Below are 23,156 nucleotides of genomic sequence, written 5' to 3'. Positions count from 1 at the left end.
CCACCACCGCGACGCAGCACTCGCGCTTAACGCGACATCATGAACATCGTGACGTTATTCATGACCCAGATCGTGCCGAAGATCAGGAATGCAGCAGCGAGAACGGTGTAGCTAAGCGCCAGCACATTCATGCCCTGTCCCTTGCCATTCAGGTGCAGGAAGAACACGAGGTGAACGACAACCTGCACGAACGCAAGGACACCGAGCACCATCAGCGCGCTGCTCGACGAGAACGTGCCGTTCAGCACGACGCCGAACGCGGCTGCCGTGAGGACCACGGCAAGGATAAAGCCCGCGACGTAGCCGCCAAGACTGCCGTGAGCCTGTGACTGAGAATGAGCCATTTAGATCACGCTCCCGAGATAAACAAACGTAAACACGCAGATCCACACGATGTCGAGGAAGTGCCAGAAGAGGCTCAGGCACGTGAGGCGGCGGAGTTCCTTCTCGCCCAGGTTCGGGCGGCGGATCACCTGCAGCATCATCACACCCATCCAGACGAGACCGAAGAACACGTGCAGACCGTGCGTGCTGACGAGCACGAAGAACGACGACAGGAACGCGCTGCGCTGCGGACCCGCGCCTTCTGCGATCAGGTGCGAGAACTCACGCAGTTCGAACGTGAGGAACATCGCGCCGAGCAAGAAAGTCACCGCGAGCCACAGGAGCACGGTGCCCGACTTGCGCTGGTGCGCGCCCAACATCGCGAAGCCGTAGGTGATACTGGAAAGCAGCAGCACGCCGGTTTCGAGCGCGACGCCCGGGATATCGAACAGTTCCTTGCCCGTGGGGCCACCCGCGAACTGATGGACGAAGCATCCGAACGTCGCGAACAGCGCCGCGAACAGAATGCAGTCGGTCATCAGGTAGATCCAGAAGCCGAAAACAGACTGCGACTCCGGGTGATCGTGGTGCTCAAAGTCGGCGAGGGTCGCCGTATTGGTTTTCTGCAGCATCAGTTGGCCTCCACTGCGGCAAGTTCGCGATCGCCGGCGACTGCACGGTGACGCTTTTCTTCAATCTCACGCACGCGTGCGGCGGGGATGTAGTAACCCTCGTCGTCGCTGAAGCTGCGGGCAGCGACCGTGACCACGATGGCGACGAGTGCCAGCACAGCCAGCCACGTGATGTGCCACACACCCGAGAAACCGAGCACCAGGCTGAACACGCCGATCAGGAAGCCCGCTGCGGTGTTCGACGGCATATGGATGTCGTTGTACTTCGTCTGGAGCCCCAGACCCTGGCCCGTTTCCTTCATATGGGCGAAGGCGTCGAGTTCATGCACATGCGGGATCACCGCGAAGTTATAGACCGGCGGCGGCGACGAGATCGACCACTCGAGCGTACGGCCGCCCCACGGATCGCCCGTCAGGTCCTTGCACTCCACCTTGTTGCGGTTGACGAACGCCATCACCCACAGCAGCACCTGGAACACGATGCCAAGGGCAATGATGGCCGCACCAATCGCTGCGATGACGAAGTACGGCTGCCAATCCGGGTTGTCGTAGTGATTCAGACGACGGGTTGCACCCATGAAGCCGAGCACATAGATCGGCGTGAACGCGACCCAGAAGCCGACGAACCAGCACCAGAACGACGCCTTGGCGAGCTTCTCGTTGGGCTTGATGCCGAAAACCTTCGGGAACCAGTACTGCAGGCCTGCGAGGTAGCCAAACACCACACCGCCGATAATCGCGTTGTGGAAGTGCGCAACGAGGAAGAGCGAGTTGTGCAGCACGAAGTCCGCGCCGGGGATAGCCAGCATCACGCCGGTCATACCGGCGATCGAGAACGTCACCATGAAACCGATCGTCCAGAGCACCGGTGCGGTGAACTGCACACGGCCGCGGTACATCGTGAACAGCCAGTTGAAGATCTTCACGCCCGTCGGGACGCCGATGATCATCGTCATGATGCCGAAGAACGCATTGACGTCGCCGCCTGCACCCATCGTGAAGAAGTGGTGTGCCCAGACGAGGAACGCCAGAACCATGATGACGCACGACGCGTAGACCATCGTCTTGTAGCCGAACAGCGGCTTCTTGCAGAACGTGGCCATGATCTCCGAATAGATACCGAACGCGGGCAGCACGAGGACGTACACCTCGGGGTGACCCCATGCCCAGATCAGGTTCAGGTAGACCATCGCGTTGCCGCCGCCGTCATTCGTGAAGAAGTGCGTGCCGATGTAGCGGTCGAAGCCGAGCAGTGCGAGAGCGATCGTGAGAATCGGGAAAATCGCCATGACGAGCACGTTCGAGCACAGGGCCGTCCACGTGAACACCGGCATCTTCATCATCGTCATGCCCGGGGCGCGCATCTTCAGGATCGTGACGAAGAAGTTGACCGCGGTGAGCAAGGTGCCAACGCCGGACAACTGAATCGACCAGATGTAGTAGTCGACCCCCACGCCCGGACTGTATTGCAGCTCCGAAAGCGGCGCGTACGCGAGCCAGCCCACCTGGCCGAATTCGCCGATGAAGAGCGACAGGTTAATCAGGATCGCGCTGATCGCCGTCATCCAGAACGAGAGCGAGTTCAGGAACGGGAACGCCACGTCGCGTGCGCCGATCTGCAGCGGTATGACGAGGTTGAACAGGCCGACCATGATCGCCATCGCCATGAAGAAGATCATGATGACGCCGTGCGCCGTGAAGATCTGGTCGAAGTGATGCGGCGGAAGATAGCCTGGACCATTCAAGGCAATGGCCTGCTGGATACGCATCATCACAGCGTCGGCGAAGCCGCGCACGAGCATGAGCACCGCGACGATCATGTACATCACGCCGATGCGCTTGTGGTCGACGCTCGTGAACCATTCGGTCCACAAGTACTTCCACTTCCCCATCACGGTCACGAGACCGAGCACACCGGCCACGAGCAGCGCCATGAACACCGTGGCGCCCATGATGATCGGCTGATCGAACGGAATCGCCTCTAATGTAAGATTTCCGAACATGCTTTACCCCTTCACCTTAGTACCGCACGACGCGTCGTTGAACTCGGTGACGTGACCGTTGTTGTACTTTGCGATGATGTTATTGAAGAGCTTCGGAGCAACCGTCGAGAAGTACTGGACCGGCGCCTTCTCGCTTGGCTGAGCGACCGTCGCGTATTGATCCATCGAGAGCTGCGTCGACGATGCCTTCACTTTCTGAACCCACGCGTCGAAGTCCTGCTGGCTCGTTGCGAGCGTGTTGAACTTCATGTCCGAGAAACCCTTGCCGCTGAAGTTCGACGAGATGCCTTCGTATTGACCGGCGTGGTCGGCGATCAGGTGCAGACGCGTCTGCATGCCGGCCATCGCATAGATCTGCGTGCCCAGCTGCGGAATGAAGAACGAGTTCATCACCGAATCCGACGTGATGCGGAAATTCACGGGCGTACCGACCGGCACGGCCAGCTGGTTCACCGACGCGATGCCGAGGTCCGGATAGATGAAGAGCCACTTCCAGTCGAGCGCGACGACTTCGACGTTGATGGGCTTCACGTTCGACTGGATCGGCTGGTACGGATCGAGCTCGTGCGTGGTGCGCCAGGTGAGGATGGCGAGGAAAAGGATGATGGCGGCAGGAATGCCCCAGACCACCACTTCGATGGCCGTGGAGTGGGCCCACTTCGGTGCATACGTGGCGTTGCGGTTCGAGGCGCGATACCGGTAAGCGAACCACAGGGTGAGGATGATCACCGGCACTACGACCGCCAGCATGGTCACTGTTGCAGTGGTGATCAGCGACTTTTCGGCAACTCCGATGCTGCCCTTCGGGTCGAGCAGCGCAAAGTTGCCGCTACAGCCTGAAAGTAATACGGTCAGCCCGCTGCCGAGGGGGATGAGCCACCTTTTTAAGGCTTTTCTGTTTGTCATATTTGCACGTTTTTCCGTTAAACACCTTTTAAACGCTCAACCACATTTGCGTCTCAAAAAGCGACGCAAAATGCACCCGTGTCGCATTCGGCGCAATTCTACGTAAGGAGTCAAACGCTAAATTTGATCTTTGCTAAACAATCCCGGTTGCCTCGGGTGTCAGAAGGGCAACTGCGACGGAACGACGCAATTAACTTTCAACGTGCTTTCGAGGCCCGGAGGGCACGGTGCGACGGAGCGAGGAAGGACGGCCAGGACTGGGCGCGAGCGGACGATTTGCCGCGCCAGAAGCAGGAAATTTCAGCGGCCCGTTATCTCACATTTTGCGAGTTCGTTTGAATGGCCGGCTGAAATAGCGGAAAAACTGGGCGTATGTGACTAATACCGAATCCCAAAAACACGCGTCAATAATTTCAGAATTATTGAATTTGCCTTATATCAAAAAAGACGCCGGATAAATTTCACCCGGCGTCTTTTTGTACTGATATCACGCGCGACGCGGCAACCAGGGCTGCAGCCAACCCAGTCCCGCCGACGTCTCTTTACGCGGACGGTATTCGCAGCCGATCCATCCCGCGTAGCCGAGTTCGTCGAGTAACGCGAACAGGTACGGATAGTTCACCTCGCCGGTGTCCGGCTCGTGACGCTCGGGAACGCCCGCGATCTGAACGTGGCCGATCCCGGCGATGTCGCGACGCAGCTTCATCGCCAGGTCGCCCTCGACGATCTGGCAGTGGTAGCAGTCGAACTGCACTCGCAGGTTCGTCGCGTTGAGTTCGGTGCGGATCGCCTGCGCGTCGTCCTGGCGGTTCAGCAGATAGCCGGGCATGTCGCGCGTGTTGATCGGCTCGATCAGGATCGTGATGCCGTCGGACCGCGCCTGCTCAGTCGCCCAGGCCAGGTTGCGCAGGTAAAGCTCGCGCTGCGCCTCGAGCGGCGTCGCCGCGTCGCGCAGCCCCGCCATCACATGCACGCGGCGGGTTCCCACCACGCGGGCGTAGTCGAGCGCCCGATCGACGCCGCGGCGGAATTCGTCCTCGCGGCCCGGCAACGAAGCTATCCCGCGTTCGCCGGCGGCCCAGTCGCCGGGCGGCGCGTTGAAGAGCACCAGTTCGATGCCGCTCGAATCGAGGCGAGACTTCAGGTCATCGGCAGCGAGGTCGTAGGGGAACAGGCACTCGGCCGCCGCGAAGCCGTCGCGCGCCGCCGCCGCGATGCGGTCGGGAAAGGCGTGCTCGTTGTACATCATCGTCAGATTGGCCGCAAAGCGGGGCATGGTCGTGGTCTCCTTTCAGTCGGTTCGTATGCGCCGGCGCCGGCGCGGCAAGGCGAGTAGCATAGCGCCTCGCGCGCGCCGCGCGTACCGTGCACTGCAGTCCGCGCAGGCCGTCGCGGCGCGCCGGAGGCACTTCCCGGACATGCGCCGGGGACTTCCCCAGCCCGCCCCCACGCAAGCCTGGCCGCAGGTTGGCGAAACAGGATGCTTGCGTTATTGTGTACGGTTTATAAGGCCCCCGTCGGCCCTTTCCGTCGCCCATGACCTCCGCATCCAGCGCCTCGCCCGACCGTTTCGCCGAGCCAGCAGAGATCCCCGACAAACCGGGCGATTCCTACGTGCAGTCGTTCGCGCGCGGGCTTTCGGTCATCCGGGCGTTCAACGCCGACAGTCCCGCACAGACGCTCACCGACGTCGCCACCGCCACCGGCCTGACCCGTGCCGGCGCTCGCCGCATCCTGCTTACGCTCCAGACGCTCGGTTATGTCGAAGCCGAAGGCCGGCTCTTCCGCCTGACACCGAAGATCCTCGACCTCGGCTTCGCCTACCTCACGTCGATGCCGTTCTGGAATCTCGCCGAGCCCGTCATGGAGGAACTGTCGGCCGAGGTGCACGAGAGTTGCTCCGCGGCCGTGCTCGACCGCACCGAAATCGTCTATGTCCTGCGCGTGCCGACGCACAAGATCATGACGATCAACCTCTCGATCGGCAGCCGGCTACCCGCCTACTGCACATCGATGGGGCGCGTGCTGCTCTCCGCCCTCGACGAGGAAACGCTCGACGCCACGCTCAGTGCCACGCCGCTCCGCGCGCACACGCCGAACACCGTCACCGACATAGACAAGCTGAAGAAAATCATCGCGCAGGTGGGCTCGCAGGGCTGGGCCATCGTCGATCAGGAACTGGAAGGCGGCCTGATCTCGATCTCCGCGCCGATCCGGAACCGCCAAGGCCGCGTGATCGCGGCGATGAACATTAGCGGGAATGCGCAGCGCACGTCGGCGAAGCAGATGGTCAAGACGTTCCTCGGACCGCTTCAGCAAGCTGCCCAGCGCGTCTCCAGTATGGTTGCGCTGCGCACCTGAGCGCGACTGGCCGCACGTGGCGGCCTCTGGAACACGGCGGGCACAGCATGGCGGCAGCGCGCGCCAATCGTCTGGCCCGCGCCCACGGCCCTCACCACGCCATCACGACACGTCCGCAAACAACTGCACGAGCCAGTCCGCGAACGTTCGAACGCGCAGCGACAACTGCCGGTTCTGCGGATAAAGCACCGAAATGGGCATCTGCGGCGGCGGGTGCGCGGGCAGCACGACGCACAGTTCTCCGTTCGCCAGTTGTTCGTGAACCCGGTAGCGCGGCACCTGCACCATCCCGAGTCCTGCGATCGCCGCGGCGGTATACAACTCCGCGCCATTTACCGCCACGGGGCCAGGCAGCGTCACGTTGCGCACGCCCTGAGGCGTCGTGAATTCCAGCGGGTGCGCGCGCCCGGTCGCGGGCGAAAGGTAATTGACCGCCTCGTGCCCCTCGGCAAGCGCGTCGATCGAATCCGGTTCACCGCGGCGTTCGAGATATGCCGGGCTCGCGCACGTCACCTGCTCCAGCAGCGCGACGCGTCTTGCGATCATCGACGAATCGGACAGTTCGCCCGCGCGCAGCACACAGTCGACCCCTTCGCGCACCAGGTCGACGTACTGGTCGCCCGAGCCGAGGAACAGTTCGACGCGCGGGTAGCGCGCCAGAAATTCCGGCAACCGCGGCACGACGAAGTACCGGGCAAGCGTGCCCTGCATGTTCACGCGAAGACGCCCTTGCGGTTCGGTCTCGCTAAACGCTCCCTCGGTTTCTTCGACGTCGGCGAGCAGGCGCACGCAGTGCCTGTAGTAGGCGTCGCCCTCGGCCGTCGGCTTCACGTGGCGCGTCGTGCGCTCGAGGAGTCGCACGTTCAGTCGCGTTTCAAGACTCTTGATCGAGTTCGTGACAGTCGCACGCGGCAGGTTCAGGTCCTCGGCCGCCTTCGTGAAGCTGTGGCGCTCGACGATCCGCGTGAAAATCTGCATCTGCTGGAAGCGGTCCAATGGCTCTCTCGTATGAGTTCGCGGGGCGCGTCCATGTTCTCACGGATGCAGCGCGCGAGGAAAATCCGCGCGGCCTTCGCGCTCCTTTCGCGCGCCCTTCCAGCTTACTGGCGCGTCTGCAGTGCGCTCAGCCCCCGGCCGCCACGCGATGCACGACGTCGACGAACGCATTGCCCGCGTCCGCGAGGCGCCCCGAGTTGTCGATATGCACGACGCTCGCGCCCGCCGGGGCCTCGAACCGCGCCTGGCGCGCAAGGCGCGCGGCAATCTGCTCGGCCGTTTCGCGTCCGCGCGACGCGAGACGCGCTGCGAGCACCAAAGGCGCGGCCTCGACGTGGACGAACATCATCTGCGGATAGCGCGCGAGCGCTTGATTGGCGTACGCGCGCGAGCCGTTCACGACCACCGTGCAGCCGAGCGCGAGCCACTGGTCGATTTCCACGCCGACACCGTAGCGCATCGCATGGCTGTGCCACTGCATGGCAAAGAGACCGTGACGCGAACGCAGTTCGAACTCGTCGTCGGTGAGCGCGATGTGGTTCTCGCCGGCGCCTTCGGGACGCGTGATGTAGCGATGCGCGAACACGATGCCGTCCGTCGCGAGGCGAGTTCGCGCGAAGCCGAGCAACGAGTCCTTGCCCGCCCCCGACGGTCCCATCACATAGATCAATCGCGCTTTCATGCGTGCCGCTCCTCACTCAGAAACGCCGCGCGACGCCACAGCACAAACGGCGCGTCCGGCTGTGGCTCGACGAAGAGCGCAACGCCGTCCACTGGCAACGTCCCTGCGTCGCGCATCTGCGCATTCCATGCCGCGACCAGCGCTTCGCGTGCCTGCGCGTCGTCGAGCGAATCGGAGAGCGTCATGTGGAAGCGGAATTCGTCGAACACATAGGGGTAGCCCCATTCCTCGACGTGAGCGCGCTGTTGCGCCGTGAGCGGCGCGTCCAGGCGGCGCGCGAGTTCGGCGCTCGTCTGCGCGGCGCGCAAGGGCGCGAGCGTGCGCAACGCGTCGGCGGCGAGTTCGCGCAGAGCGGCTTCGCCATCATCGTCGGCGGGACGCAGCGCGACAAAGCTGCCGAGCGTCGCGGCCTCCACAGCCACTGCAAAACGCGCGCGCGTTGCGGCCCACTGCCTCGCGGCGGCGTAGAGCGCTTCGGGCGTCACACCAGGCGCGAGACGAAACGGCGGCACTAGCGTGCCGTGCCAGCCGTAGCGACGCGGCGCGATCGTTATATCAGTGAGCGCACGCGAAAGGCCATCAGGCTGTGGCGCGCTCAACGTTTCATCGGTTTCGGGATCGCGACCGAGCCATGCACAGCCCGCCCGCCACCACGCCGATTCGCGCGGCGGCGCATAGTAGATCGCAAAGCGCGACTGCCCATTCCAGTTTTCGTGAGCGGCGGTCATACGTCGTGTTCCACCATCAATTGCACGCGGTCCGCCGCAAAATGCGTGACACCGTATTTGATCGGCACGCCGTCCATATCGACGTCGACGTTCTCGACCCACAGCACCGGCTGCTGCCGGTTGATATTCAGCCGCCGCGCCACTTCGGGTTCGGGCAGCACGCTGCCGATGCGGCTCCACTTGCGCAGATAGTCGCGCACGCCGAATTCAGCGAGCGCCTTCGATGAGCTTTCCACGCGCTCCATCACCGTGGGCAGATCGGCAAACCGCGCGGCCGGATACCAGCTGCGGGCATACGTGAGCGGCACGCCATCCGACTCGTGCAACGTTTCGAGCCGGTAGACGAGTGCGCCCGCGCGAATACCAAGCGCCTTCGCGACAGCGGGATCTGCCTTCACGCGCGACGAAGCGAGCAGCTTGCCCGCCGCCGAATGCTGGTGCCGCTGGAGGTTTTCGGTGAAACGCGTGCGCTTGCCGATCGTGTAGTCGATCGCGCCGGGTTGCACGAACGTGCCGCGCCCCTGCTCGACGCTCACGAGCCCGAGCGCCGCGAGGCCCAGCATCGCGCGCCGCACCGTGTGGCGGTTCACATCGAAGCGTTTGGCCAACTCTCCTTCGCTCGGCAGGCGTCCATCATCGCCAAAGCCTTTCGCCGCGATTTCGGCCGCAAGGATCTGTTCGATCTGCCGCCACACCGCCACGCCCGCGCCGCGCTCGAGCGACGCACCGCGCGTCGCGTCGTCACTGGATGTCATGGTGCTGTCATTCCTCTCGGTTTCAATAGCGTTTTCCGCATTGTAGTTCGCGCGGCATGATGGAAATATGAAAACGTTTCCTTCGTCGCCTTCCGACAACTGTATCACCAGACGTCTAGACGTTTAGACGAATAGATGCTTCAATGCCGACGTTCGCCTCGTCATCCCGCTTTCGCCACAGGAACCCTGATGAACGTTTCCCCCACTACGCCCCCGGCCGCCTCGCGGCGCGCATGGATGGCGGTACTCGCGCGCACGCCGCGCTCCGAGCTGGAAGCCGCGCTCGCGACCGCGCTCGATGGCGCCGCCGCGCCCGCCTTCGACTGGCTGCGCCCACCGCAAACGGGCCTTGCAATGGTGCGAGGCCGGATCGGCGGCACCGGCGACGCCTTCAATCTCGGTGAAGCCACGCTCACGCGGGCCACGCTGCGTCTTTCCGCAGCGAACGGCGGCACGGTCGGCGTCGCTTGCCACCTGGGACGCGACAAGCGCCGCGCTGAACTCGCCGCGCTCGTCGACGCTCTCCTGCAGCAGCCAGAGCGCCACGCCCAGTTGCACGCGCAACTCATCGCACCGCTGGCCGCACGCCTCGAAGCACGCCGCAACGCTCGACGCGACGATGCCGCCAGCACGAAAGTCGAGTTCTTCACCATGGTTCGAGGTGACTAATGAGCCACTCACGACAGACATCCAATGCCGCGGGCATCGCGCTCGACACGCTCGCGCCCGGCTTCGCCGATCCCGTTCACGACACACAAGCGGTATTCCGCACGCTGCTTGATGCGCTCGCGCGTCCGGGCCGCATCGGCGTGATCGAAACCAGGCTGCCCGCCGCCGACGCCGTACATGCTGTCGAACGCGCGGGTCTCGCGGCGTTCGCTTCGCTGCTCGCGCTGTGCGACTACGCAACGCCTGTGTGGCTCGCGCAACCCGACGCGGCGCTGGCCGCCGCGCTGCGCTTTCACGCAGGCGCGCCGCTTACCGACGTCCCAGCGCAAGCCGCGTTCGCCTATGTCCACGACGCCGCTTCGCTGCCGCCGCTCGAAACGCTCGCAAGCGGCACGCCCGAATCGCCTGAGCAATCGGCCACGGTGTTCGTGCGCGTCGACTCGCTCACGGGCGGCGCGAGCATCACGCTGCGCGGCCCCGGCATCGAAGATGCGCACACCATCGCGCCCGCGGGTCTGCCCGAGCGTTTCTGGCAAGAACGCGCTGCGCTCGCCGCGCAGTTTCCGTGCGGCATCGACTTCTATCTCGTCTGCGGCGACCAGTTGGTCGGCCTGCCGCGTACGACTTACGTGGAGATGAACTGATGTACGTCGCCGTCAAAGGTGGAGAGCGTGCGATCGAAGCATCGTGGCGTCTGCTCGACAAGGCACGTCGGGGCGACACGCGCGTGCCCGAGCTGAGCGTCGCGCAGATCCGCGAGCAGTTGCGCCTCGCCGTCGCGCGCGTGATGGCCGAAGGCTCGGTCTACGACGAGGAACTCGCCGCGCTCGCGATCAAGCAGGCCGCAGGCGATCTGGTCGAAGCGATCTTTCTGCTGCGCGCGTATCGCACGACGCTGCCGCGTTTCGGCTACACGGAGCCCGTCGAAACGGAAAACATGCAGGTAGAGCGCCGGATCTCGGCCACGTTCAAGGACGTGCCGGGCGGTCAGGTGCTGGGCGCGACTTACGACTACACGCAGCGTCTGCTGGATTTCGCGCTGCTCGCCGAAAACGGCGACACGTCCGGTGAAGACACGCAAGCGAGCATGCCTGAGCGTGCAGCTGGTGAATCCATGCCGCGTGTCGTTACCCTGCTCGACAAAGAAGGTCTGATCGAACAGGAAACGCCCTCGCCTGAAACGCTGGAACCAGGCGACCTCTCGCGCGAACCGCTCGCGTTCCCGGCAGACCGTCCGATCCGCCTGCAGAACCTCGCTCGCGGCGACGAAGGCTTCCTGCTCGCAATGGGCTATGCGACGCAGCGCGGCTACGCGCACTCGCATCCGTTTGCAGGCGAAATCCGGTTTGGTTCGGTATCCGTAGAAATGATGCTGGACGAACTCGGAGAGACCGTCGAAATCGGCGAAATCGAGCTGACCGAATGCCAGATGGTCAACCAGTTCGCCGGCAGTAAAGATGTGCCGCCGGTTTTCACGCAAGGTTACGGCCTCGCGTTCGGCCATGCCGAGCGCAAGGCGATGGCGATGGCGCTCGTCGATCGCGCACTGCGTGCCGAGGAACTCGGCGAAACGCTCGCCTCGCCGACTCAGGACATCGAATTCATGCTTTCGCACAGCGACAACGTGGAAGCGTCCGGTTTCGTGCAGCACCTGAAACTGCCGCATTACGTCGATTTCCAGTCCGAACTCGAACTCGTGCGCCGCTTGCGTGCGCAGCATCGGGTAGAGGGCCAGCAGAACGAGGAGGAAAAATGAACTACCCACGCTCACGTTCGTTCGCTGCCCGGCGGGAGGCCGAATGAACGCGCCAGACAACCTCTCCACCGCCATCGCGTCCCACGAGACGCAGGCCGCCGACGGCTACAACTTCGCCTACCTCGACGAGCAGACGAAGCGCATGATCCGCCGTGCGCTGCTGAAGGCCGTCGCGGTGCCCGGCTACCAGGTTCCGTTCGCGTCGCGCGAAATGCCGCTGCCCTACGGCTGGGGCACGGGCGGCATCCAGGTGACGGCGGCGATCATCGGCGCCGACGACACGCTCAAGGTCATCGACCAGGGCTCCGACGATACGACGAACGCCGTGAACATCCGCCGCTTCTTCGCACGCACGACGGGCGTGAAGACGACGCGCCGCACGCGCGAAGCGACGATCGTACAGACGCGTCACCGCATTCCCGAAACGCCGCTCACGGAAGACCAGATCCTCGTCTACCAGGTGCCGATGCCCGAGCCGCTCTTTCGCCTCGAACCGCGCGTCGCCGAGTGCAAGAAGCTGCACGCGCTCGCCGATTACGGCCTCATCAGCGTGAAGCTCTACGAGGACATCGTGCAGCACGGCAGCATCGCGACGACCTACGATTACCCCGTGACGGTGAACGGCCGCTACCTCACGGCGCCCTCGCCGATCCCGAAGTTCGACAATCCGAAGCTCGACATGAACGCGGCGCTGCAACTGTTCGGTGCGGGCCGCGAGCGCCGCATCTACGCGATTCCGCCGTACACGCCGGTGAAGAGCCTCGACTTCGACGACCATCCGTTCGAAGTGCAGCGCTGGGAACACGCGTGCGCGCTGTGCGGCTCGCGCGAGACCTTCCTCGATGAAATGATCGTCGACGACTCGGGCAAGCGCATGTTCGTGTGCTCGGATAGCGACTATTGCCACGAGCGTCGCAACAACATCGACAACACAGACGACACCGATGACGCCGCACAGCCACAGCAAAACGGAGAACACGCATGACGCCCCTCTTGAGCGCCCGTCATCTGACGAAGCAATACGGCGGCCGCAACGGCTGCCGCGATGTGAGCTTCGACCTGTATCCGGGCGAGGTGCTGTGCATCGTCGGCGAATCGGGTTCGGGCAAGACCACGCTGCTCAACACGCTTGCGCTGCGCACCGAAGCCGATTCAGGCGAGCTGAGCTACATGAACGCCAACGGCGAAGCGCTCGATTTGCGCGCGCTCTCCGAGCCGCGCCGCCGCCTGCTCATGCGCACCGAATGGGGCTTCGTGCAGCAGAATCCGCGTGACGGGCTGCGTGCGGGCGTCTCGGCGGGCGCGAACATCGGCGAGCCGCTGATGGCAGTCGGCGCGCGTCACTACGGCCAGATTCGCCACACTGCACAACAGTGGATGCAGCGCGTCGAACTGGACGCCCAGCGCATCGACGAATTGCCTTCGGCTTTTTCGGGCGGCATGCAGCAGCGTCTGCAGATCGCGCGCAATCTCGTCACAGGACCGCGCCTCGTGTTCATGGACGAGCCCACCGCCGGCCTCGACGTTTCGGTCCAGGCGCGCCTGCTCGACCTGCTGCGCACGCTCACCACGACGCTGCATCTCTCCGTGCTGATCGTCACGCACGACATTGGCGTCGCGCGACTGCTCGCGCACCGGCTCATGGTGATGCAGGGCGGCACGGTCGTCGAATCGGGCCTCACCGACCAGGTGCTCGACGACCCCCAGCATCCCTACACGCAGACACTGGTGGCCTCCGTGCTGCCGGTCTAGGATGATCGACATGACCGACATGAATTCCACCGCCAACGCCGGTGCCACTCACGCCGCAAAGCACGCGACGCGCGCGTTCGTCGAACGCGCCGCGCTGATGCTGCGCGCCGAAAACGTGCGCAAGACCTTCACGCTGCACGGCCAGGGCGCTATCGGCATCGAGGCGCTCGCGGGCGTCTCGCTCGACGTCGAGCGCGGCGAATGCGTCGTGCTCGTGGGGCCGTCGGGCGCGGGCAAGAGTACGCTGCTGCGCTGCCTCTACGGCAACTATCTGGCAAGCGGCGGCTCGATCGCGATCCGGGACGACAACGCCCCGCTTCAACACCTCGAAATCACGGGTGCAGCGCCCCACGATGTGCTGCGCCTGCGCCGCAACGTTGTGGGCTACGTGAGCCAGTTTCTGCGCGTGATTCCGCGCGTGACGACGCGTGACCTCGTCGCCGCGCCACTCGTTGCGCGCGGTGTCGCCGAGGACGAAGCGCACGCACGCGCCGAAACGCTGCTCGCGCGACTGAACGTGCCGCAGCGACTCTGGTCGCTTGCACCCGCGACGTTTTCCGGCGGCGAACAGCAACGCGTGAACATCGCGCGCGGACTGATCGCCCGGCATCGCGTACTGCTGCTGGACGAGCCGACGGCCTCGCTCGACGCGGAAAACCGCGAAGTCGTATCGAGCCTGATCGTCGAGGCGCGCGAGCAAGGGGCTGCGATCGTCGGCGTATTCCACGACGAAGACACGCGCGAGCGAGTCGCGACGCGGCGCCTGCCGCTCGTCGCACCGCGCACACAAACACCACTGGGCGTTGCCGCCTGAAACTGCCACCGGCAATAACGACCTGACCTGATTACGGAGCCTGACGATGTTGATCAAAAACGCGCGCATCGTGACGCGCGAAGAGGTTTTCACCGGCACGATGCGTGTCGAGGACGGCCAGATCCGCGAGCTTTCGCGCGGCACGACCTCGGCCCTCGACGCTGAAGACTGGCACGGCGACTATCTGCTGCCCGGCCTCGTCGAACTGCACACCGACAACCTGGAAAAGCACCTCGCGCCGCGCCCCGGCGTGCACTGGAACACCGACGCCGCATTCGTGATCCACGACGCGCAAATCGCCGCGGCGGGCATCACGACGGTGTTCGATGCGCTCGCCATCGGCACGCGCCTGAACGTGGGCGTGCGCGGCCGCGAAGTCCAGCTCGCGTGTGCGAATGCGCTCTCGCGCTTTTCCGATCGCGACCTCCTGCGCGCCGACCACTTCCTGCACCTGCGCTGCGAAATCGCGACCCAGGACGTCGTCGAACTTTTCGACACGCTGAGCGAGCACCCGCTACTGCGCCTCGCCTCGGTGATGGACCACACACCGGGCCAGCGTCAGTGGCACGACCGCGAGCAATGGCGCAAATACCAGGAGCGTCACGGCAAGTGGACCGACGAGCAAGCCGCAACGACGCTCGCCGAACTCGCCGACGAACAGCAGCGTTTCGCCGACGAACACCGGCGCCAGATCGTCGAACGTTGCCAGGCACGCGGCATCCCGCTCGCGAGCCACGACGACACACTGATCGAGCACGTCGAGCAGGCCGCCGCCGAAGGCATCGTGCTCGCCGAATTCCCGACCACGCGCGCCGCCGCGACGGAAGCAAAAAAACGCGGCATCGCGACGATCATGGGCGCGCCGAACGTGGTGCGCGGCGGCTCGCACTCGGGCAACGTGTCGGCGCTGGAAATGGCGCAGGCGGATCTGCTCGACATCCTGTCGTCGGATTACGTGCCGTCGAGCCTCCTCACGGCAGCGTTCGACCTCGTGACCAAGGCCGGCTGGACCCTGCCGCGCGCGATGACGACCGTCTCGTGGGAGCCGGCCCACAAATCCGGGCTGACCGACCGCGGCGCGATCGTGCCGGGACTGCGCGCCGACTTCGTCCGCGTCACGATGCTCGACACGCTGCCGGTGCCGCGCGCGACCTACCGGGCGGGCAAGCGGGTGGTCTGAGCGGCGAGCGCGCCTCGCGGCGACGGCGTGACCGCCGGGCCGCGAGGCCTTGTAAAGATCCATAAAAAGTAAAATAGATCGCGCTGATCACGCGCGAATACGGTTTTATCCGCTAGCAATGCGCCCATACACAGCATTTGCGGGCCCAATTACGTTAACTGAACGCCCCCAAACGCGAATTCACGTGGCTAGGGCGCTGAATTCCCGCGCAAAGAAGCGCCTGCAATATGCGCAATGTAAGTCTGGGAAAACGCGCTGCAGTCGTCACCCGATTGAAGCCGGTGCGATAAATGAGCGCATTTCGGGCGCTCATAATCTTGACCATTTTTTTCAATTGCACTCTCCAATGCGAGGTACGCTGAATATCCCCAAATCAGATTGAAATACAAAGATGGACGACATTTTTATCAAGATCGACGGCATTGATGGTGAATCGCAGGATGCAACGCATCCCAACGAAATCGAAGTACGCAACTGGAATTGGACGGTTACGCAGCGTTCCAGTATGCACTCCGGCTCGGGAGGCGGAGCCGCAAAGGCTTCAGTGTCGGATTTGCGTTTTATTCATGCGATAGATCGGGCGACCCCGAATCTCGCAGGCTACTGTTTTCGCGGTCAGCATATACCCAAAGCTGTACTTACCATGCGCAAGGCCGGGACTGTGCCGCTCGAATATTTCAAAATCACCATGTACGACGTGATTGTTTCCCACGTTGAACCCGTTGCGGGTAGCGGCTCGGCACTGGAGCATGTCGCTTTGTCGTTTTCACGAATGAAACAGGAGTACCTGGTGCAAAACGCGTTTGGTGGAAGCCAAGGCGCGATTACCGCGATCATTGATATCAAGGCGAATACGACGAGCTAAATATGTCTACTCCGATGACATATACGGCGGATAAGCCGTCTTTTGAATGGGACGTGCACCTAAAGCCCAAAGGCGCAGGGTTGTTCGATCTTCGTCCGCCAGGCGTGCCGATTGATGCAAAACCTGTCTACGATACAGACTTGGATTGCATCATTGGATATCAAAAAGAGGATGCTGGAGTATTTCGAACGTACTCTCTGGGCGGCGACATTTCGGTAAGTGAAAGACCACTGGAAACCCCGCTTTTTGATCCGCTTGATGTTGTCTTCATGGTAGGTGGAATCTGGCGGAGCGGGCTTCGTGGTTTGACTGAGTGGGGTGTGAAGGGTGTAGGAGCGTCGCTTGAGCGAACGACGTTGTACGGGCTGCGCGCGCGTTATTACGCGCTCATGCAGCAGCCGTTACGATTTGCCGCTGAACCCCTCGCACACATGAAAGAGCCAGGCCGGTTCGTACCAGTTCATATTCTTCGACTTGCCATAAAGTATGGTAAGCGCACTCCTGATCCTAGAGGGACACCAGGGTTTTTTATGTACAAAATTGCGGTGACTCGTTTGGGGAGATATCAAGTGGGCAAGAAATATATTCTCGAAGTTCTCGTTAAAGAAAAAGATTATATAATTTATCATTTCCAATATAGCCCTATAAAATGAAGAACATCGCCGTTCGTATTGGAGAGCATATTGATGCTATCGCAGAAACTACATGGGATGCATACGGTCATTCCATAATGTGCAATATCAGATACATTGACGTGAACCCGCCAAGGGTGCCTACTCTCAGTGAGAAACTGGATCGGCAATTCAACATCATAGAGCAAAGCTATATTCTGACCGGTGGTTTTTTTTCGATGGCGCTTGATCCACAGAAGCGAATTGTGGATTGGTCTATCTATACCAACCCGAATCGATGGATTCGAGGGGAGCGCGGCTTTGAGGAAGCCGTACCCGCGACCGCTCATATTGATGCGGAATTCGATGAAAACGGACGTGCTTACACTGGAGAGCCAACGGAGTTCTATGAACCGATTCGCGGCACGTTCTATCTTTCGTGGGGCGAGATTTCAACTTGGTACGCAATAGCCCCGACCTTGGCGATCGGAGTGGCGAACGATAACACCCTGGCTCAGATTCGCCTGGACGGTCTCCATGTTCAGACGGGCAATCAACAGGTTGAAGGACTGTGGAGCAGATTGCGACATCGATTCGGCTTCTGATAAGCGCCGCTTCGGCGGGGCATTCTACTTGCTCGGGTGCACGAACCATGGACTTAAGGCAGGCAGTGCCGTGAGACTACACCGCGCCTTTGCGCTGAATTTATCTAGACAGCGCCTACATGGGGGCAGAAAGCAAAAAGCACAGCCGGTTAGGGCTGGGCTACGTGCTGGAATTTATTGGTGTGGCGTGAGTGACTCGAACATTCGACCCACGGAGCAAGAAGCCGACAACACGCCGCCGCTTTGATTTCATTTGCCATACATCCGCTTTCTTCGGGGCAAAACACGTTCCCCTGTGTTGCGGCGAAGCATCGCATAATGCGTCCATACAAAATATTAACCTCTATAAATACGTCGACCAGGATCTTACTATTCAGGAATTATATTTTTGCCTGATGGTTGAAGAGACGATGAAACAACTAGGCGTGCAGGATGTATATGGCGTGATATTCTTTCTCCTTGGTCGCCCCAACATATCTACGAGAGCCAAGGTTAAATACGCCATTCAAGGTACTTCCGTTGCATCAACAATTTTCAGGGCATTATTGGATATTGATATGCCCTTCAGAATGCCAACCAGAGGTGGCCGCGCAAATTCGGACAGTCGGATAAGTGGTTTGGCCGGGGCCTGAGCCAGCGATAATGCTGGCAAAGGAACCGAGGAAATGACGAAGAGAACCCGACGGACGCACTCAGCGGCGTTCAAAGCGAAAGTGGCACTGGCAGCGGTCAAAGGTGAGCGCACGCTGGCCGAACTGGCACAGCAGTTTGATGTACATCCGAACCAGATCACGGAATGGAAGCGGCAGTTGCAGGAGCGTGCGGCAGACGTGTTTGGTGCGACAGGTGCACCGTCGAGCGATCCGCCGGTGGACGTGAAAACGCTGCACGCGAAGATCGGGCAGTTGACGCTGGAGAACGATTTTTTGTCAGGAGCGCTCGGCAAAGCCGGACTGCTGAGCGCAAAGCGATGATTGACTGTACGCATGCGCTGCCGGTTTCGCGACAGACGCGACTGGTTGGCATCGCGAGATCGAGCGCATATTACCGGGCGCAGCCGGTCAGCGAGGTCGATCAGTTGCTGATGCGGCGAATCGACGAACTGCACATGGAGTTCCCATTTGCAGGGGCGCGGATGCTGGCGCGCCTGTTGCGCCGGGAAGGCCATGAGGTGGGTCGCCGTCGCGTACGCACGCTGATGAAGCGCATGGGCGTCGAGGCGCTGTACTGCAAGCCGAACACGAGCCGCCGCAACGCGCAGCACAAGATCTGGCCGTACCTGCTGCGCGGCATGAAGATCGAGCGTGCCAATCAGGTGTTCGCCCTCGACACGACGTACATTCCGATGGCGCGCGGCTTCGTGTACCTGACGGCAGTGGTGGACTGGGCGAGCCGCAAGATTCTCGCGTACCGGGTCGCCATCACGCTGGAAGCCACGCACGCCGTCGAGGCGCTGGAAGAGGCGTTCGCCCGCTACGGACTGCCCGACATCGTGAACACCGATCAGGGTAGCCAGTTCACGGCGGGCGCGTTCACCGAGGCGGTGCTGAGCCGGGGCGTGCGGCTGTCGATGGACGGCAAAGGGGCCTGGCGCGACAACGTGTTCGTCGAACGGGTGTGGCGCAGCATCAAGTACGAAGAGGTCTACCTGAAAGCGTACGAGTCGGTCAGCCATGCCCGGCGCTCCATCGGCGAATACGTCGAGCTGTACAACCGGAAACGGCCCCATTCGAGCCTGGCGGATCAGACCCCGGATGAGGCATACTTCGCGACGCTGCCTGCGATCAAATCGGCAGCATGATTGCCTCGGACGTTCCACTTAAAAATCTCAGATGACTGTCCGAACGAGTGAGGCCACCTCTACCCTTACAGGAAGAACGCTGTCAACCCTCAGGGTTAGATGGACAACCAATCTCGGTGGGTTCATCGGGAGGAAAATTCCATATTTAGGCTGGCTTATTGGTGTATACGATGCCATCGTTATTAATGTGAAAGCAACTATGCGATATAACAGATTGGTTAAACCGGAAGACCAAATTAATGATATGACAGTAGGCACCCTGGGTTGAATTATGCAATTCTTCAACGAAATAGAAGGGTCAAGCTGAAAATGGAAAGGCTGCCCATTCCGGATGAGCTCATAGAATTCATCCGAAAGAGAACATTGTATCCAGTGAAATATCCGATAACGACAGAAACCAGTGTGGAGGATGACCTGGGTGTAACTGGTGACGATTCGATCATTTTTATGGAGGCATTTTTTAAGAAATTTGATGTCGAGCCAGCGGACTTCAATTGCATCCAATATTTCGAGGGTGAAGGTGTGTTCAATCCGTTTTCCGCCTTTGCACGGCTGATATTCCGCAAAGCCAATACGGAGTACACGCGGATGCCATTGACAGTGGGAATTCTCCAGCGCGCTATTGAGCTTGGTAAGTGGGACAGCGAGCGCTTAAAGGAGCCGGATAGCTCTTCATCGAAGGAATGATCGAAACGGCCCGCGCGAATGCTGGCCTATCGTTGTCTGCATGCGATTGCCAATCGAGCGAAATAACGTGCCGTGACCACGCGTCCATCATCGCGGCACGAGCTTCAAGGAGATCAGTTCGGTGATAGGCCGCTTCAACCTTGTTCGCGACCGTATGCGCAAGCGCCCGCTCTGCAAGATCGCGGGCATAGCAGTGCAGCCCTGCCCATCACTTTGGCCAACATGTCGTCGAAACTTGGGGACCAGGCCGTGGGGCCGCATCGGGCGTTGACCGAATTTGCCTATATACAGTGCCTACACGACCGCAGAAAGCAAAAAACCCATCCGGCTAAGAATGGGCCACGTGCTTGAATTCATCGGTGGGGGCATGAGTGACTCGAACACTCGACCTACGGATTGAGAAGCCGACAACACTCCATCGTTTTTATTTCATTTGCCATACACCTGCTTTCTACGGGGCAGAACATGTCCCCTTGTGTTGCGGCGAAGCATCGCGCGACGCGTCTCGCGAACGCCCCGATACATGACCCACATCCGCCTCGAACCCCTTACCCAGCGCGGCTTTGGGGCCATAGCACCCGTTTTCAGATCATTCGTTAGAGTGCGCCCTCCTGCAGCATCTCGTATTACACTAGCGACGCTTTTATTTTGACCGGGTAATCTTGGCGCGCGCCGTTGGCGGTAGCGCCAGCGGACCCAACGAAAGCTCCGGCTCGATCCGCACCGGACAAATGCACTGCGGCGTCCATGACGCACGCGGCGCTCCATGACCATCTCGAGGAGTACACAGAGTGAAGAAACTGCTTGCCGCCCTGTCGGTTGCCCTGCTGGCCGTATCGGCCGGTGCCGCCCACGCGAAAGACTGGACCACCGTGCGCTTTGGCGTCGACGCCAGCTACGCGCCTTTTGAATCCAAAGCACCGGATGGCAAGCTGATCGGCTTCGACATCGACCTCGGCAACGAAATCTGCAAGCGCCTGAACGCGAAGTGCGTGTGGGTCGAGCAGGATTTCGACGGCATGATCCCGGGCCTGAAGGCCAAGAAGTTCGACGGCGCTCTGTCGTCGATGACGATCACGCCGGAGCGCGAACAACAGATCGCCTTCTCGGCCAAGCTGTTCAACACGCCGACGCGCCTGGTCGCGAAGACCGGTTCGACCCTGAAGCCGACGGCTGACGCGCTCAAGGGCAAGTCGGTTGGCGTCGAGCAAGGCACGATCCAGGAAACGTACGCCAAGACCAACTGGGCACCGAAGGGCGTGAACGTCGTTCCCTACCAGAACCAGGACCAGGTCTACGCCGACCTGCTGTCGGGCCGTCTGGACGCTGCGCTGCAAGACGAAGTGCAAGCCGACCTGGGCTTCCTGAAGACGCCGCGCGGCAAGGGCTTCGCATTCGCTGGCGCAGAAATCCCGACGGGTGCTGCTGCTATCGGTCTGCGCAAGGAAGACACGGACCTGAAGGCGAAGATCGACAAGGCCATCGCAGACATGATCAAGGACGGTACGTATAAGAAGATTGCTGCCAAGTACTTCGACTTCGACGTGTACGGCAGCTAATTGCGCTTTTAGCGCACACCGCATCGCGATGCCTTAGGGCTTCGTTAGCGCGGTGGCTGAAAAGCCCGGACTTAGGTCTGGGCTTTTTTTTGCTCTGAATGAATTTCCGGGGATGGGCTCTGTTCGACCCGAGAGGGACCTTCGCACGAACTGAAAACCGACGCCGACGAATCGAGAGTCGCGCCGCTTTGCTGCGTTTCGACCACACCGCGGCCCATGGACATCTCAATGCCGAAGGACGCGTGGAGTTCTTCCAGGCAACGCTGCGATAGATGACGTCTCGGATTCCGGGCGCTGCGGCCGGGAGTCGTACGGCCCCTGGCTGTCGTCTTTCGGATACCACGGCCGAAGACGGCTCCAAAACCTGCAACGCGACCTCACGCTGAAAGCATTTCGTGATCAGGCCAACCTACACTGCAAACCGCGGGCGTTTCCAGCGCCGGGGCATGGGTTGTGCGTTGCCGCTGCGTCCGTCCAATACGAAGCCAGATCGTCGACGGCTGCTTGCCATAGGCAGTAAGCCGCGGCAACGGCGCCGGTGCCCAGCACCGGTACGATGTGCTCCCTCTGCGGGACTCGATCCGAACGATGCTTCGTGCCAGCTGATCCTGTCCGGCAATTCACGGACATTTCCTTCGCCAGGTGTTGTTGTCGCCACTCTCGCAGGCCGTGTTGCGACCAGGGCAATCGGAGGTTCACATGAGCAGCGCTGCAGTCGGGACCCCAAACGAGCGGGCCCTGGACACGAAGCTCGAAGTCATCGTCATCCCTGTTTCGGACGTCGATCGCGCCAAGCTGTTTTACGGCGGCCTGGGGTGGAGGCTCGACGCCGACTATGCCTCTGACGATGGCTATTTCCGCGTAATCCAGTTCGCGCCGCCCGGTTCCGGGTGCTCGGTCATCTTCGGCAAGAACGTCACCACGGCTGCACCCGGCTCCAGCCAGGGGCTGTACCTGATCGTCTCCGACGTCGAGGCGGCTCGCAAGGATCTGCTGGGACGTGGCGTGGCAATGAGTGACGTGTTCCACGACGCCGCTGGCACGTACGCCGGTTCGGATGATCCCTATCTGTTCGGGCGGATCCGCGTTAGCGGTCCGGACCCCGGGCATCGCAGCTACCGCTCGTTCGCCTCGTTCAGTGATCCGGACGGCAACGGCTGGCTCTTCCAGGAACTCACTCAGCGGGCGCCAGGTCGCGTGGACACGGACGCCACGACCTTCACCTCGTCAGCCGATCTCGCGTCCGCGCTCCGTCGGGCGGAAGCCGCGCACGGCGAGCACGAGAAGCGGACCGGCGGCCAACGCGATGAGAACTGGCCCGACTGGTACGCAACGTACATGATTAGCGAGCAGGGAGGTAAGGAACTACCCTTGTGAGAGCTAGCGGTTCTGACGCTCGCTGTCTCAATCGCGGCGGTCGAAACTTCGCCGCCGCGATTGCGTGAATTGGCCCTGATCCCGCCAATACTC

Annotated in this window: 26 protein-coding genes; 17 read left to right on the top strand and 9 right to left on the bottom strand. The window is 61.7% G+C overall.

The window, feature by feature from the left end; translation table 11 throughout:
• Positions 1-26: 26 nt before the first annotated feature.
• The 5 genes from cyoD to otnI all read right to left on the bottom strand — a co-directional run bounded on the left by cyoD (position 27) and on the right by otnI (position 5,141).
• A complete protein-coding gene (cyoD, locus tag L0U80_RS16655; protein ID WP_233866918.1) occupies positions 27-344 on the bottom strand; it encodes a cytochrome o ubiquinol oxidase subunit IV in 318 nt (105 codons plus the stop codon).
• On the bottom strand, positions 345-956 hold the full coding sequence (cyoC, locus tag L0U80_RS16650) for a cytochrome o ubiquinol oxidase subunit III (protein WP_233866915.1): 612 nt from the start codon (positions 954-956) through the stop codon (positions 345-347). It lies immediately after the preceding gene.
• Positions 956-2,959 (bottom strand): cytochrome o ubiquinol oxidase subunit I, encoded by a 2,004-nt coding sequence (cyoB, locus tag L0U80_RS16645; protein ID WP_233866912.1) that lies wholly within the window; start codon positions 2,957-2,959, stop codon positions 956-958. Before cyoB ends, cyoC begins: the two co-directional genes overlap by 1 nt.
• A 3-nt stretch (positions 2,960-2,962) precedes the next feature.
• The gene (gene cyoA / locus L0U80_RS16640) at positions 2,963-3,865 is read right to left on the bottom strand and encodes a ubiquinol oxidase subunit II (RefSeq protein ID WP_233866909.1); all 903 of its coding nucleotides are present in this window, start codon (positions 3,863-3,865) and stop codon (positions 2,963-2,965) included.
• A gap of 487 nt (positions 3,866-4,352) precedes the next feature.
• Positions 4,353-5,141: a 2-oxo-tetronate isomerase gene (otnI, locus tag L0U80_RS16635; protein WP_233866907.1), complete on the bottom strand. Its 789-nt coding sequence runs from the start codon at positions 5,139-5,141 to the stop codon at positions 4,353-4,355.
• Positions 5,142-5,401: 260 nt separating this feature from the next.
• On the opposite strand from otnI, the gene L0U80_RS16630 reads away from it, so the two are divergent.
• The gene (locus tag L0U80_RS16630) at positions 5,402-6,226 is read left to right on the top strand and encodes an IclR family transcriptional regulator (protein WP_233866904.1); all 825 of its coding nucleotides are present in this window, start codon (positions 5,402-5,404) and stop codon (positions 6,224-6,226) included.
• 102 nt (positions 6,227-6,328) lie between these two features.
• On the opposite strand, the gene L0U80_RS16625 is transcribed toward L0U80_RS16630, so the two are convergent.
• The 4 genes from L0U80_RS16625 to phnF all read right to left on the bottom strand — a co-directional run bounded on the left by L0U80_RS16625 (position 6,329) and on the right by phnF (position 9,387).
• On the bottom strand, positions 6,329-7,222 hold the full coding sequence (locus tag L0U80_RS16625; protein ID WP_233866901.1) for a LysR family transcriptional regulator: 894 nt from the start codon (positions 7,220-7,222) through the stop codon (positions 6,329-6,331).
• A gap of 127 nt (positions 7,223-7,349) precedes the next feature.
• Entirely contained in the window at positions 7,350-7,904 is a 555-nt protein-coding gene (gene phnN / locus L0U80_RS16620; protein ID WP_233866898.1) for a phosphonate metabolism protein/1,5-bisphosphokinase (PRPP-forming) PhnN, read from the bottom strand.
• Positions 7,901-8,632 carry a DUF1045 domain-containing protein gene (locus L0U80_RS16615; protein WP_233866895.1) on the bottom strand — a complete coding sequence of 244 codons (732 nt, stop codon included), beginning with the start codon at positions 8,630-8,632 and terminating at the stop codon, positions 7,901-7,903. The genes phnN and L0U80_RS16615 overlap by 4 nt, the downstream gene beginning before the upstream one ends.
• Positions 8,629-9,387, bottom strand: a complete 759-nt coding sequence (phnF, locus tag L0U80_RS16610; RefSeq protein WP_233866892.1) for a phosphonate metabolism transcriptional regulator PhnF — start codon at positions 9,385-9,387, stop codon at positions 8,629-8,631. Before phnF ends, L0U80_RS16615 begins: the two co-directional genes overlap by 4 nt.
• Positions 9,388-9,576: 189 nt before the next feature.
• On the opposite strand from phnF, the gene phnG reads away from it, so the two are divergent.
• The 16 genes from phnG (at position 9,577) to L0U80_RS16535 (ending at position 23,063) form a co-directional block, all read left to right on the top strand.
• Complete coding sequence (phnG, locus tag L0U80_RS16605; RefSeq protein ID WP_233866889.1) at positions 9,577-10,056, top strand: phosphonate C-P lyase system protein PhnG; 480 nt, start codon at positions 9,577-9,579, stop codon at positions 10,054-10,056.
• The gene (gene phnH / locus L0U80_RS16600) at positions 10,056-10,700 is read left to right on the top strand and encodes a phosphonate C-P lyase system protein PhnH (protein WP_233866874.1); all 645 of its coding nucleotides are present in this window, start codon (positions 10,056-10,058) and stop codon (positions 10,698-10,700) included. Before phnG ends, phnH begins: the two co-directional genes overlap by 1 nt.
• The gene (locus L0U80_RS16595) at positions 10,700-11,812 is read left to right on the top strand and encodes a carbon-phosphorus lyase complex subunit (RefSeq protein WP_233866871.1); all 1,113 of its coding nucleotides are present in this window, start codon (positions 10,700-10,702) and stop codon (positions 11,810-11,812) included. The genes phnH and L0U80_RS16595 overlap by 1 nt, the downstream gene beginning before the upstream one ends.
• 43 nt (positions 11,813-11,855) lie before the next feature.
• Positions 11,856-12,797, top strand: coding sequence for an alpha-D-ribose 1-methylphosphonate 5-phosphate C-P-lyase PhnJ (locus L0U80_RS16590; RefSeq protein ID WP_233866869.1), 942 nt, complete (start codon positions 11,856-11,858; stop codon positions 12,795-12,797).
• Positions 12,794-13,564 carry a phosphonate C-P lyase system protein PhnK gene (gene phnK / locus L0U80_RS16585; protein WP_233866866.1) on the top strand — a complete coding sequence of 257 codons (771 nt, stop codon included), beginning with the start codon at positions 12,794-12,796 and terminating at the stop codon, positions 13,562-13,564. The genes L0U80_RS16590 and phnK overlap by 4 nt, the downstream gene beginning before the upstream one ends.
• 19 nt (positions 13,565-13,583) lie before the next feature.
• Positions 13,584-14,378 carry a phosphonate C-P lyase system protein PhnL gene (phnL, locus tag L0U80_RS16580; RefSeq protein ID WP_233871365.1) on the top strand — a complete coding sequence of 265 codons (795 nt, stop codon included), beginning with the start codon at positions 13,584-13,586 and terminating at the stop codon, positions 14,376-14,378.
• Positions 14,379-14,424: 46 nt separating this feature from the next.
• Positions 14,425-15,558 (top strand): alpha-D-ribose 1-methylphosphonate 5-triphosphate diphosphatase, encoded by a 1,134-nt coding sequence (locus tag L0U80_RS16575; RefSeq protein ID WP_233866856.1) that lies wholly within the window; start codon positions 14,425-14,427, stop codon positions 15,556-15,558.
• A 391-nt stretch (positions 15,559-15,949) separates the two neighbouring features.
• Positions 15,950-16,423: an Hcp family type VI secretion system effector gene (locus tag L0U80_RS16570; RefSeq protein ID WP_233866853.1), complete on the top strand. Its 474-nt coding sequence runs from the start codon at positions 15,950-15,952 to the stop codon at positions 16,421-16,423.
• A 2-nt stretch (positions 16,424-16,425) separates the two neighbouring features.
• Entirely contained in the window at positions 16,426-17,076 is a 651-nt protein-coding gene (locus L0U80_RS16565; protein ID WP_233866850.1) for a hypothetical protein, read from the top strand.
• On the top strand, positions 17,073-17,639 hold the full coding sequence (locus tag L0U80_RS16560; protein ID WP_233866847.1) for a hypothetical protein: 567 nt from the start codon (positions 17,073-17,075) through the stop codon (positions 17,637-17,639). Before L0U80_RS16565 ends, L0U80_RS16560 begins: the two co-directional genes overlap by 4 nt.
• Positions 17,640-17,830: 191 nt before the next feature.
• Entirely contained in the window at positions 17,831-18,271 is a 441-nt protein-coding gene (locus tag L0U80_RS16555; RefSeq protein ID WP_233866844.1) for an STM2901 family protein, read from the top strand.
• A 33-nt stretch (positions 18,272-18,304) separates the two neighbouring features.
• A protein-coding gene (locus tag L0U80_RS16550) for an IS3 family transposase (protein WP_373322092.1) occupies positions 18,305-19,440 on the top strand; the annotation gives its coding sequence in 2 pieces (ribosomal slippage) (positions 18,305-18,560 and positions 18,560-19,440; 1,137 coding nt in all).
• A 31-nt stretch (positions 19,441-19,471) separates the two neighbouring features.
• Positions 19,472-19,708: an STM2901 family protein gene (locus L0U80_RS31975; protein ID WP_505879814.1), complete on the top strand. Its 237-nt coding sequence runs from the start codon at positions 19,472-19,474 to the stop codon at positions 19,706-19,708.
• Positions 19,709-19,749: 41 nt separating this feature from the next.
• On the top strand, positions 19,750-20,127 hold the full coding sequence (locus L0U80_RS16545; protein WP_233866841.1) for a DUF1493 family protein: 378 nt from the start codon (positions 19,750-19,752) through the stop codon (positions 20,125-20,127).
• A gap of 791 nt (positions 20,128-20,918) precedes the next feature.
• Positions 20,919-21,686 (top strand): ABC transporter substrate-binding protein, encoded by a 768-nt coding sequence (locus tag L0U80_RS16540; RefSeq protein WP_233866838.1) that lies wholly within the window; start codon positions 20,919-20,921, stop codon positions 21,684-21,686.
• A 699-nt stretch (positions 21,687-22,385) separates the two neighbouring features.
• Positions 22,386-23,063, top strand: coding sequence for a VOC family protein (locus L0U80_RS16535; RefSeq protein WP_233866836.1), 678 nt, complete (start codon positions 22,386-22,388; stop codon positions 23,061-23,063).
• Positions 23,064-23,156 lie beyond the last annotated feature (93 nt).

It is taken from the genome of Paraburkholderia adhaesiva (genome assembly GCF_021390575.1).
Lineage (GTDB): Bacteria > Pseudomonadota > Gammaproteobacteria > Burkholderiales > Burkholderiaceae > Paraburkholderia > Paraburkholderia adhaesiva.
The sequence above is the reverse complement of the archived record's forward strand: the minus strand, read 5'-3'. Positions and strand labels throughout refer to the sequence as shown.

What these genes read in the sequence shown, in the direction of transcription:
- phnK (WP_233866866.1), top strand. Translation starts at nt 12,794, where the DNA reads ATGACGCCCCTCTTGAGCGCCCGTCATCTGACGAAGCAATACGGCGGC.
- otnI (WP_233866907.1), bottom strand. Translation starts at nt 5,141, where the DNA reads ATGCCCCGCTTTGCGGCCAATCTGACGATGATGTACAACGAGCACGCC.
- phnH (WP_233866874.1), top strand. Translation starts at nt 10,056, where the DNA reads ATGAGCCACTCACGACAGACATCCAATGCCGCGGGCATCGCGCTCGAC.
- L0U80_RS16590 (WP_233866869.1), top strand. Translation starts at nt 11,856, where the DNA reads ATGAACGCGCCAGACAACCTCTCCACCGCCATCGCGTCCCACGAGACG.
- phnN (WP_233866898.1), bottom strand. Translation starts at nt 7,904, where the DNA reads ATGAAAGCGCGATTGATCTATGTGATGGGACCGTCGGGGGCGGGCAAG.
- L0U80_RS16545 (WP_233866841.1), top strand. Translation starts at nt 19,750, where the DNA reads ATGGAAAGGCTGCCCATTCCGGATGAGCTCATAGAATTCATCCGAAAG.
- L0U80_RS16570 (WP_233866853.1), top strand. Translation starts at nt 15,950, where the DNA reads ATGGACGACATTTTTATCAAGATCGACGGCATTGATGGTGAATCGCAG.
- phnF (WP_233866892.1), bottom strand. Translation starts at nt 9,387, where the DNA reads ATGACATCCAGTGACGACGCGACGCGCGGTGCGTCGCTCGAGCGCGGC.
- cyoC (WP_233866915.1), bottom strand. Translation starts at nt 956, where the DNA reads ATGCTGCAGAAAACCAATACGGCGACCCTCGCCGACTTTGAGCACCAC.
- cyoD (WP_233866918.1), bottom strand. Translation starts at nt 344, where the DNA reads ATGGCTCATTCTCAGTCACAGGCTCACGGCAGTCTTGGCGGCTACGTC.
- L0U80_RS16595 (WP_233866871.1), top strand. Translation starts at nt 10,700, where the DNA reads ATGTACGTCGCCGTCAAAGGTGGAGAGCGTGCGATCGAAGCATCGTGG.
- L0U80_RS16560 (WP_233866847.1), top strand. Translation starts at nt 17,073, where the DNA reads ATGAAGAACATCGCCGTTCGTATTGGAGAGCATATTGATGCTATCGCA.
- L0U80_RS31975 (WP_505879814.1), top strand. Translation starts at nt 19,472, where the DNA reads ATGACTGTCCGAACGAGTGAGGCCACCTCTACCCTTACAGGAAGAACG.
- L0U80_RS16535 (WP_233866836.1), top strand. Translation starts at nt 22,386, where the DNA reads ATGAGCAGCGCTGCAGTCGGGACCCCAAACGAGCGGGCCCTGGACACG.
- L0U80_RS16565 (WP_233866850.1), top strand. Translation starts at nt 16,426, where the DNA reads ATGTCTACTCCGATGACATATACGGCGGATAAGCCGTCTTTTGAATGG.
- phnG (WP_233866889.1), top strand. Translation starts at nt 9,577, where the DNA reads ATGAACGTTTCCCCCACTACGCCCCCGGCCGCCTCGCGGCGCGCATGG.
- cyoA (WP_233866909.1), bottom strand. Translation starts at nt 3,865, where the DNA reads ATGACAAACAGAAAAGCCTTAAAAAGGTGGCTCATCCCCCTCGGCAGC.
- L0U80_RS16575 (WP_233866856.1), top strand. Translation starts at nt 14,425, where the DNA reads ATGTTGATCAAAAACGCGCGCATCGTGACGCGCGAAGAGGTTTTCACC.
- L0U80_RS16630 (WP_233866904.1), top strand. Translation starts at nt 5,402, where the DNA reads ATGACCTCCGCATCCAGCGCCTCGCCCGACCGTTTCGCCGAGCCAGCA.
- cyoB (WP_233866912.1), bottom strand. Translation starts at nt 2,959, where the DNA reads ATGTTCGGAAATCTTACATTAGAGGCGATTCCGTTCGATCAGCCGATC.
- L0U80_RS16615 (WP_233866895.1), bottom strand. Translation starts at nt 8,632, where the DNA reads ATGACCGCCGCTCACGAAAACTGGAATGGGCAGTCGCGCTTTGCGATC.
- phnL (WP_233871365.1), top strand. Translation starts at nt 13,584, where the DNA reads ATGAATTCCACCGCCAACGCCGGTGCCACTCACGCCGCAAAGCACGCG.